The sequence below is a fragment of the Flavihumibacter sp. CACIAM 22H1 genome (assembly GCF_001601815.1).
Lineage (GTDB): Bacteria > Bacteroidota > Bacteroidia > Chitinophagales > Chitinophagaceae > Flavihumibacter.
The window spans coordinates 22,622-32,324 of the sequence record NZ_LUKG01000023.1 but is presented as its reverse complement, the minus strand read 5'-3'; the positions used below and the strand labels follow the sequence as shown (position 1 = coordinate 32,324).

Sequence of the window (9,703 nt, the reverse complement as noted above, 5' to 3'; positions counted from 1 at the left end):
TATATTGTTGCGTGTACACTATTAATTAATCAATTAAGTGCCGGTCAAAAAGTATTACTTCAAGGCACGAGAAAAATTGCAGAATTAGCAAAAGCTTCAGTTTTTGGGGGGATTATTGGTTTAATTTTCTCCTTACCACTTTATTATTTCTTTAAGGAGAATGGTATTGCAATGTCTATATTGTGCAGTTCAATTCTTTCATTCATATTTTCAACTATTTATTCAAAAAGACTTGATATTAAAGCAATTTATTTGCCTCGCAAGGCCCTATTTACCAAAGCAAAGGGGATGATTACTTTAGGTTTTTTTCTAAGCATAAGTAACTTGGCGTCAACTGGTTTTTCGTATTTATTCAGAATTTATTTAAGTAATCAAGGTAGTCTTATTGATGTTGGATATTATAACGCAGGATTTGCAATAATTGGGACCTATGTTGGATTGGTTTTTACTGCAATGGCTACAGATTATTATCCGAGACTGGCTTCTGTTGCTAGTAATAATGAGCAATGTAGGGATGAAATTAACCAGCAATTAGAAATGGCAATTATTATTTTGTCACCAATTTTATGCGGATTTATTTTTTATATTGATTGGGCACTCGTTCTATTATATTCTAGTGAATTTAATTCTATAAGAACCATGAGTATTTGGGCTGCCTATGGTGTGTATTTTAAAGCAGCATCTTGGTCTATTGCATATCTTTTTTTGGCAAAAGGAGCCTCTCGGCTTTTCTTTTATAACGAAATATTTACACATTGTTATTTATTTATCTTAAATATTATATTTTATAAATTCTGGGGACTTAATGGGGTTGGTGTTTCATATTTAGTTGGATATATACTGCATTTTCTTCAAATGTGGATTGTTGCCAAGATCAAGTATGATTTTTCTTTATCGAAAAAGTTTATTCGTGTTTTTATTTTCCAGTTATTATTTGGCACTGTATCTCTTTTGATGTCACTTTTATTTGAGAAGAATATTTTGTTTTATATAGTCGCATCATTTATTTATTCCATTTTATTAGTGTCAACATTTTTTATTTTAGATAGAAGAATTGAGCTTCGTCGTAATTTCCTAAAAAAATTCTATTCTAGATAGAATTATATTAATATGATTTTGTCGAAAGAAATAGTTGAAGATTTTTATATTAAATACCCGGTTTTCGAATTTGAAAACTCTGCAATCAAATGTGTTGCTAATCCAGTTATTTCTGTAATAATAATAACATTCCAACAAGTTGATTTCATTAAAAGTGCAATTGAAGGAGTATTACAACAAAAGTGCAGTAAAGGGTTCGAAGTAATAATTTGTGATGACGACTCTACAGATGGCACAAGAGAAATTTGTATTGAGTACGCCACAAAATTTCCACAAATGATCCGGTTGTTTTTGCATAAACGCGAAAACAATATCAAAGTTCTTGGAAAACCATGTGGCATCTTTCAATATGTTTATTCCTTATTACAGGCCAGAGGTAACTATATTGCCATCTGCTCTGGCGATGATTTTTGGCAAGACGAATTTAAGCTTGAAAAACAATCAGATTTTCTATTAAATAACCCATCCTACTCGTTGGTTTATCATGGATGGGTGGAAGCTGAATTCGATAAACAATCCACTTCCTACTTGCATGAATCGGAGTTAAAAAAATCCTTTCCAAAAGCTTCAACCTGTATGCATGTTAATTTTTCTGAAGAAATTCCTTCACAATTTTTGGAGGTTATTCAGGAAGATGTATTCAGTTGGTTTATTCTTGAGCAAAAAGGGAAGTTTATGTGCCTGCCGGATATAAAACCCACTGTTATAACAGTACTTCCCGAAAGCTTATCCAGATCAAATACAAAGAAAGAGTTTGTACTACAGGCAATTAATGTGCAGGAGAAAATTTTAGAAGCATATACTAATACTTCGTTTGAAATTAAGGCGAAAGAAAAATTTATTGGAACTATTAGAGGCTTGTTGAACAGTAAAAAAAATAAATCAATATATTATTGGCTGCTAAATAAATCAGTTTTTCTTTTTTTTAAACATAATTTATTTCTGACAGCCCTTAAAAAATTTGTTAGTTAAGTTTTATCAATTTTTAGAGAATGAATATACTTGTTACAGGAGGTGCCGGATTTATTGGAAGCCATATCGTTGAAGCCCTGCTTAAAATAGATGAAGTAGAAAAAATTAATATACTGGATAATCTCAGTACTGGATATTTAAAAAATATAGAGCCATTTTTACACGATCCCAGAGTTAAGTTTTATCAGGAGGACATCAGGGATTTGGAGGCCTGCGTAAAAGCAGCTGAAGGCATGGATGCCGTTTGCCACCAGGCGGCACTAGGCTCTGTTCCAAGGAGTATTAAAGATCCCATTACAACGCATAATGTTAATGTGAATGGATTTGTAAATATTCTCGAGGCTTGTAGAAAAAACATGGTTTCAAGGATAGTATATGCGTCCTCCTCTTCTGTATACGGTGATTTGCCCGATTCGCCGAAAGTGGAGGCTAAAACTGGACAGATACTTTCTCCGTATGCAGCTACTAAGCTAACGAATGAAATTTATGCAAGGGCTTACGCAATTACTTATGGGATGCAAATTGCCGGATTTAGATACTTTAATGTATTTGGTGCACGGCAAGACCCAAACGGAGCCTATGCTGCCGTCATTCCTCTATTTTTTAAGGCCGCTTTTCGTAATGAATCCCCCTCTATAAATGGAGATGGGTCAATTACGAGGGATTTCACGTATATTAATAATGTAGTTAAAGCAAACCTGGCCGGTATGTTTAAATTGTCAATTCCCGGACGGCATGAAGTATTTAATATCGCTTGTGGTGAAACAACAAGTCTAAATAAACTATGGGAACTGATTGCCGGTATAACCGGTACATCCGCAAAGCCAGTATATAAACCGGTTCGCCAGGGTGATATACTTCAATCACTTGCAGATATTAATAAAGCCTCCACCTTTCTTGAATATAGTGATTTGATTAAAATTGAACAGGGACTTTCCTACACCGCGGACTGGTATAAAAATGAGTCAATCAAATTAATTACAACATGATGATCCGATTTCAGCACACCGCTTTGGTGTTATTTCTATTGATGTTGTTCTCTTGCACAACTTCCAGAAAAATGGTGTATTTGAATGATTTAAAAGATACACCTGTTCTGTCGGATAGCCTGTTAAAGGGGAAGCTCTCTTTCGAATACCCTATACAACAGAACGATTTATTATGGGTCACTGTAGGAGGCCCTAATAGTGTTGACTTGATCGGGTTGAATTCTGCAGCGGGAATAATTACACAGGGCGCTGCTGCTGTTTCCAACCAGGGAGCCCAGGTTTTTGGTTACCTGGTAGAGTCGGATGGTACGATCAAATTACCTTATGTGGGAAGATTAAAAGTAGAAGGGCTGACCCGTATCCAATTGGAAGACTCTCTTGCAGTATTATTTGCCGACTACACGAGTAAACCGGTAGTTAATGTCCGCTTTTTGAATTATAAAATTACGGTAATGGGCGAAGTTGCAAGGCCCGGATCTATCACCATTCCCAATGAACGGATCAGCATTTTAGAAGCACTGGGAATGGCAGGTGATTTAACCATTATGGGAAAAAGAGAAACAGTGTTGGTTATTAGAGAAATAAATGGACAAAGAACAATTGGGCGAGTAAACCTTTTAAGTAAGGATTTACTTACATCACCATACTACTATTTGAGAACCAATGATGTTATATATGTAGAGCCCGCACCGGCTAAGTTTTTTGCCCGTGAAAGGCTGCCTCAGTTCATTTCATTAGCAGCGGGAAGTTTATCGTTGCTGGCAATTATTTTAACTATCTCCAGATAAATTTTTGTGATGTCAGAGAATAAAGTCATATCCAAATCAGGTAATAATTTTTTTGGATTACCAATAGAGACAATAATCAGACGAACACTTGACTATTGGCCTTTATTAATTCTGGCATTTATATTAGCAGTTGGATCTGGCATGTTGTACCTGCGATATACGCCTAAAGTACATAAAGTTCAGGCAAGGCTGGTGATCAGTGATGATGAACAGGGGCAGAGTAGTAATCTTTTAAGGTTTAAATTTGATGGATCAGGTTATTATAACCAGGTTGAAAAGGAAGTTGAAATACTGAGGTCACGTAGCTTGTTGTCTGAAGTTGTGAAAAGAATGTCTCTTCAGGCAAGGTTCAAGCAGGAGGGGAAGGTAATTACAACGCCGATTTATGGTGAAAAGTCACCTATTCAATTGGTACTCTATGAACCAGATAAGATTGCCAAATCAGTGGATGGAGTTATTTTTACCACTGATGATAATCAGATAAGTTTTGCGGGTAGTACCTATCCTGCTGATTCGCTGGTCAATAGCCCATTCGGAATTATCCGTTGGAAAGTTAACGAGCAGGTAAAGCTTGAGGATGGAATTACGCTGCAAATTGTTTCTTTACAACAAGCCGTAAATTCTATCAGGAGTGCACTGACAGTTAGCCCTATTACCAAAGAATCTTCTATCATAGATGTTAGTATACTTGAGACTGTTCCGGACCGCGGGGTACAGATAATAAATTCTTTATTGGATGTTTATAACCAGAACTATGTAAGCTTCAAAAGAAGGATAGCTCAGAATACCATGGATTTTGTTGATGGAAGACTTAATTTACTCGCCAATGAATTAAGTACAATTGAAGGTAATCTGGAAACGTTCAAAAGCAAATTTGGTGTAATTGATCTCTCCTATGAGGGACAACTTTTTTTGAGCCAGGTGAGTGAATTGGATAAGTCCATTTCGCAAATTGACGTCCAACTTAAGATTCTGGACGATCTACGGGGGTATGTGTCAAAAAGAAACATGCAGCAGGCTCCCGCACCAGCTACCCTAGGGCTAACTGACCCCCTATTATTAAGCTTGTTAAACCAATTGTATACGGCTGAGTTAGAATATGATAAATTAAAGACCTTATCCGGTCCAAAAAATCCACAGCTCCTGGCTATTGAGGAGCAAGTTAGCAAACTACGGCCGAGTATTCTTGAAAGTATAAATAACCTTGAGAGGGCTCTGATAAGTAACAGGTCTAAATTTCAATCTACCAACAAAAGTGCGGAACACGCGTTAAGAACCATACCGGAAAAAGAACGGAAGTTACTCGATATAAGCAGACAGCAAACCATTAAAAATTCTATTTATACCTATCTTCTTGAACGAAGAGAAGAAGCTGCAATACAGTCTGCCTCTGTTGTACCAAGTAACAGAATCATTGATCTTCCGGAAGTAATGGGTTTGGAGAAACCTAAACAGAAACTTGCTTATATGCTTTCGTTTCTGTTTTTCTTCGGAATTGCATTGTTGATAATCTTCTTCAGGGAATTTGCCAATCCCAGATTTCTATATAAAAATGAAATTGAAGAATCATTGGAATTGCCCGTGGTGGGTCAGTTGGAATTGGTTTCTGAAGAGGAAAGGGCAGCCGGCCTCATTAATCATGGGAATATGCGCTCAATGATCAATGAACAGTTCCGGGAACTTCGTACCAATATTTCTTTTCTTCGAAAATCTGACAATTGCCAATCCATCTTGTTTACATCTTCCAAAAGTGGTGAAGGGAAAAGTTTTGTGTCTGCAAACCTTTCCATTAGTCTTGCCAAAGCAGGCAAATCAGTTGTGTTACTGGAAATGGATCTTCGCAAGCCAAAAATTCAACAATACCTGGGTTTGGATAAAAGCATTGGCCTAACTACCTATCTGATTGATTATGTAAATATTGATGAAATCATCCGAACGGTTCCAGGTATTGAAGGTTTGTCGGTAATTGGTTCAGGACCCCTGCCGCCAAACCCAGCTGATATTTTATTAAGCCCCAAAGTGGAAGAGTTGTTTGCCTACCTGAAAGCTAGGTTTGATTACGTGGTAATTGATGCTCCGCCCGTTGGAATCGTTTCTGATGCCCGGTTGCTGGGCAAGTTTGCGGATATCTGTCTTTATATCATTCGTTATAATTACACCGATCGTAATTTTGCTGAGTTTATCAATGACTTGAAATTGAAAAGCGGCCTGCCTTCCTTAAACATTGTTTTTAATGCTATACCCTTTAAAAGGATGCGATATTACGGATATGGGTATGGCTATTCTGAAAAAAGAACCAGCCCATCATTGTTGGCAAAATTCAAACGAATAGTTGGAAAGAGAAACTGATAGAATGGATAATAAAGCGAAAAGAATATGCATTGTGGCAAAGGGCTTCTTTCCCGAAAATACCCCAAGATCTTTCAGAGCTACCGAATTGGCAAAACAATTTGCCAGGGAAGGACACCAGGTAACTGTTTATACAAACGATAAAGAGTATGATTATACGGCGTTCGAACGTGAGTATAACGTCAGCGTCCTGAGCTACGGGAAACTGAGATTTAAACCTCTACGATCTAACGGGATACCAGTTTTGGGCGAATTAAAGCGGAAGCTTGGTCGCTTGTTATTTATGCTGGTTGATTATCCGAATATTGAAATTACCTGGAAGCTAAAGTCAAAACTGAAACAACTACAAGAACAGGATTTACTTGTAAGTATAGCGGTTCCATATGCCGTGCATTGGGGAGTTGCCTGGGCAAGAAGAAAAGATAAAAAGCTGGCAAATGTATGGGTCGCAGATTGTGGTGATCCGTTTATGGGCAATACATTGGAATCTTTCAGATACCCTTTTTATTTCTCCTTCCTGGAGAAATGGTTTTGCCGGAAAGTCGATTATCTGACTGTTCCTACCCAGGGAGCTATCAAATCCTACTATCAGGAATTTCACCATAAAATTAAAGTTATTCCCCAGGGCTTTAATTTCCAGGACATTGTAATAAAGCAGGAGTACTCCACCAATAATATTCCCACATTTGCTTACTGCGGTGGAATTGCAGCAACTGGAGTTAGGAGTCCGTTTAAGTTATTAGAATTGTTGTCCCAAATTGATCGTCCATTTGTTTTTCATATATATGCAACCGGCGGCTTGGATTTACTAAAGGATAAGATCACTGGTCTTGAAGATAAAGTAGTACTGCATAAAGCCATTGATCGCGTCGAATTGATTAAACGGCTTGCAAAAATGGACTTTTTGGTCAATTTTGACAATGGAACAATGCACCAGGTACCCAGTAAACTGATTGATTATTCATTGTCTGGAAGGCCGATTATGAATATCTTCCCGGCATCTCCCGATAAGGCGCTGCTAATGGCTTTTCTAGAAGGCAATTATCAGGGCCAATGGAAGATAAAGAATTTAGAAGAGTATAATATAACCAACGTAACAAAAAACTTTCTGGAACTTTTGAATCATAGCTCAGTTTCATGAATCAGGAAGTTGTTTTAGATAAAAGCTTTGCAAAAGCGGATAACGGCGCCAGGTATCTGATCATCGCTTTCCTGGTTTGGCCTTTCCTGGGCTTTTTATTGGCATTGAGGAATTTAAGAGGGAGATTAAATGGAGTTATTATATACCTATTTTTTCTTTTATACGGGCTCACATTTGTGATCAATCCGGCAATGGATGGTCAGCGCTACGCAAATAACCTCAAGGCTGCATATAATAAAAGTGTATCCTATGATGAATTTCTCCCCTCTTTGTATGCAGAAAATGGTTCAGTAGATCTATTGGAGCCTGGACTGGTTTTCCTTATCTCCAGGGTTACTTCTGAGCATTATCTACTATTTGTATGTTTCGCGGCAATTTTTGGTTTTTTTTATTTGAAATCAATAAAAATTGCATACCAGCAATATATAGAATCAAGAAATTTTAATGCGCTGGTCTTTTTTCTCTTCTTTCCCTGGATAATCCCAATCTTTGAAATAAATGGATTTCGTTTTTGGACAGCATCCTGGATGTTTTTCTATTCCAGTTACATGATACTTGTATATGGAAATAAAAAATATCTGCTGCTGGCACTAAGCGTATGTTTTGTACATTTTAGCTTTTTGTCATTGAATATTGTGCTGCTTTTATACCTTTTGCTGGGAGATAGAAAGAATATTTATTTTATAGTATCAATTCTCACACTTTTTATTTCAGAGTTGGATCTTCAGGGCTTACGTGAATTGGCTGCATCTTTTGATGGTTCTTTATCTACAAAAGCCAATAGGTATTTGCATGAAGATTATGTTGAGTATGTTACAGATCTAAATCAGTCAGCAGCCTGGTTTATGAAACTGTATACTCCATTGCTTTTTTATTTCGTACTTGCCCATCTGATATTTGTATATATAAAACTTAGAAAAATTACCGTACCGAAGAGTTTTTTAAGTCTGTTTTGTTTTTCACTACTAGTGCTGTCTTTCTCGAACCTATCATCTCTGATACCCTCCGGAGCAAGGTTCAGATCGGTTTTTATGCTGTTCAGTATTTCTATGTTGGTTTATTTTTACTCCAGTATTTATAAAATGCCTAAACTTAATTGGTTTGTTATAATTTGCGCCTTCCCATTTTTGTTGAAAGTATTAATTTCTATCAGGGTTGGGGCAGATACACTGAATACCGTCCTGTTTATGCCGGGTCCGGTTATCGCAACCATGTATAACCTGCCTTTTCCCGTAAAGGATTGGTTGTTTTAATTTTTTTATGAGCCTTTTGACAGCTATTGTTAAAGAACTGATTTCTTGGCGCGAGGTAAAAACGAACCGTAAGCTGATCGTATTTATTTCTGATGACTGGGGCAGTTTAAGAATAAGGGATAAAGCCCAGCGTGATGCATTAATTCAATTGGGCATTAACATGGAATTGAACCGGTTTGATAAATTGGATGCCTTTGAAACGAACGATGATATTGATGGATTGTTTAACGTATTGAGCAGCTATAAGGACCTTCATGGACGTAATCCTGTGCTTACTGCGGCTACCTGTTTAGCCAATCCAGATTATGAGAAAATAGAAGCAGACGCTTTCAATAACTATTATTATAAACCTATTGATAGTATTTATAAAGAGTTCTACGCATCTGACAAGGTGCTTGATAAAATGTTGGCTGCAATGAATGAAGGTTTTTTTGTGCCTGAATTTCATGGTAGGGAACATTTGAATACGAATTGGTGGTTAGACTATTTAAAAAATGCTGTGCCAATATTTAAAACAGCTTTTGGCGAATCATTTTTTATGATAAGTGGTGGCTATCAAAGAGAAAAAGGATTTGGAGGTATCGGCGCTTCCTTCGATTTGGCGAATTCGTCAGAAATAAAAAGCCATATTGAAACTGCTTTAGACGGCTTGAGAACGTTTGAAAGAATTTTCAAACAAAAAGCATCCTGCTTTATTGCTCCTTCGCTTTTGTTTAATTCGGGGATGGAACCTGCGCTTTCTACAGCAGGAATAAAACTGGTAGACGTGGCTAGATTCAGAACAGAGCCCGTTGGTGAAGGTAAATATAAAAAACGGCTACATTACATGGGGCAAAAAGCAGCGGCCGGTTGTCATTATTTTTCGAGAAATGCTGTGTTTGAACCCGATTACTATGGAGCAAAAGACGAGGTAGAAACTTGTTTACAACAGGTCAAACAGGCATTTGATAGAAAACAACCCGCTGTAATAAGTAATCACAGGGTCTGTTTTATGGGCGGAATAAAAACCGAAAACCGCGATTTCGGTTTAAAAGCACTGGATAAGCTTTTTCGTACTATTCTTACTAAATGGCCTGACGCAGAATTTGTTCCGCTTTCCGCACTGGCTGAAAT

8 protein-coding genes are annotated in these 9,703 nt (G+C 37.1%); all 8 read left to right on the top strand.

Going from position 1 to position 9,703, the window contains the following annotated elements; all coding sequences use genetic code 11:
• Window positions 1-1,098 (top strand): oligosaccharide flippase family protein (locus A1D16_RS08555; protein WP_290708944.1); only part of this gene is annotated, 1,098 nt, incomplete at its 5' end.
• Between the two features lie 12 nt (window positions 1,099-1,110).
• Entirely contained in the window at window positions 1,111-2,070 is a 960-nt protein-coding gene (locus A1D16_RS08550; RefSeq protein ID WP_290708943.1) for a glycosyltransferase family 2 protein, read from the top strand.
• A 20-nt stretch (window positions 2,071-2,090) separates the two neighbouring features.
• Window positions 2,091-3,059, top strand: a complete 969-nt coding sequence (locus A1D16_RS08545) for an NAD-dependent epimerase/dehydratase family protein (RefSeq protein ID WP_290708942.1) — start codon at window positions 2,091-2,093, stop codon at window positions 3,057-3,059.
• 80 nt (window positions 3,060-3,139) lie between these two features.
• Window positions 3,140-3,847 carry a polysaccharide biosynthesis/export family protein gene (locus tag A1D16_RS08540; RefSeq protein WP_290708941.1) on the top strand — a complete coding sequence of 236 codons (708 nt, stop codon included), beginning with the start codon at window positions 3,140-3,142 and terminating at the stop codon, window positions 3,845-3,847.
• A gap of 9 nt (window positions 3,848-3,856) precedes the next feature.
• On the top strand, window positions 3,857-6,196 hold the full coding sequence (locus A1D16_RS08535) for a polysaccharide biosynthesis tyrosine autokinase (protein ID WP_290708940.1): 2,340 nt from the start codon (window positions 3,857-3,859) through the stop codon (window positions 6,194-6,196).
• Entirely contained in the window at window positions 6,180-7,337 is a 1,158-nt protein-coding gene (locus A1D16_RS08530) for a glycosyltransferase (protein ID WP_290708939.1), read from the top strand. The genes A1D16_RS08535 and A1D16_RS08530 overlap by 17 nt, the downstream gene beginning before the upstream one ends.
• On the top strand, window positions 7,334-8,590 hold the full coding sequence (locus A1D16_RS08525; RefSeq protein WP_290708938.1) for an EpsG family protein: 1,257 nt from the start codon (window positions 7,334-7,336) through the stop codon (window positions 8,588-8,590). The genes A1D16_RS08530 and A1D16_RS08525 overlap by 4 nt, the downstream gene beginning before the upstream one ends.
• Before the next feature lie 7 nt (window positions 8,591-8,597).
• Window positions 8,598-9,703 (top strand): hypothetical protein (locus tag A1D16_RS08520; RefSeq protein ID WP_290708937.1); only part of this gene is annotated, 1,106 nt, incomplete at its 3' end.

What these genes read in the sequence shown, in the direction of transcription:
- A1D16_RS08550 (WP_290708943.1), top strand. Translation starts at nt 1,111, where the DNA reads ATGATTTTGTCGAAAGAAATAGTTGAAGATTTTTATATTAAATACCCG.
- A1D16_RS08545 (WP_290708942.1), top strand. Translation starts at nt 2,091, where the DNA reads ATGAATATACTTGTTACAGGAGGTGCCGGATTTATTGGAAGCCATATC.
- A1D16_RS08535 (WP_290708940.1), top strand. Translation starts at nt 3,857, where the DNA reads ATGTCAGAGAATAAAGTCATATCCAAATCAGGTAATAATTTTTTTGGA.
- A1D16_RS08525 (WP_290708938.1), top strand. Translation starts at nt 7,334, where the DNA reads ATGAATCAGGAAGTTGTTTTAGATAAAAGCTTTGCAAAAGCGGATAAC.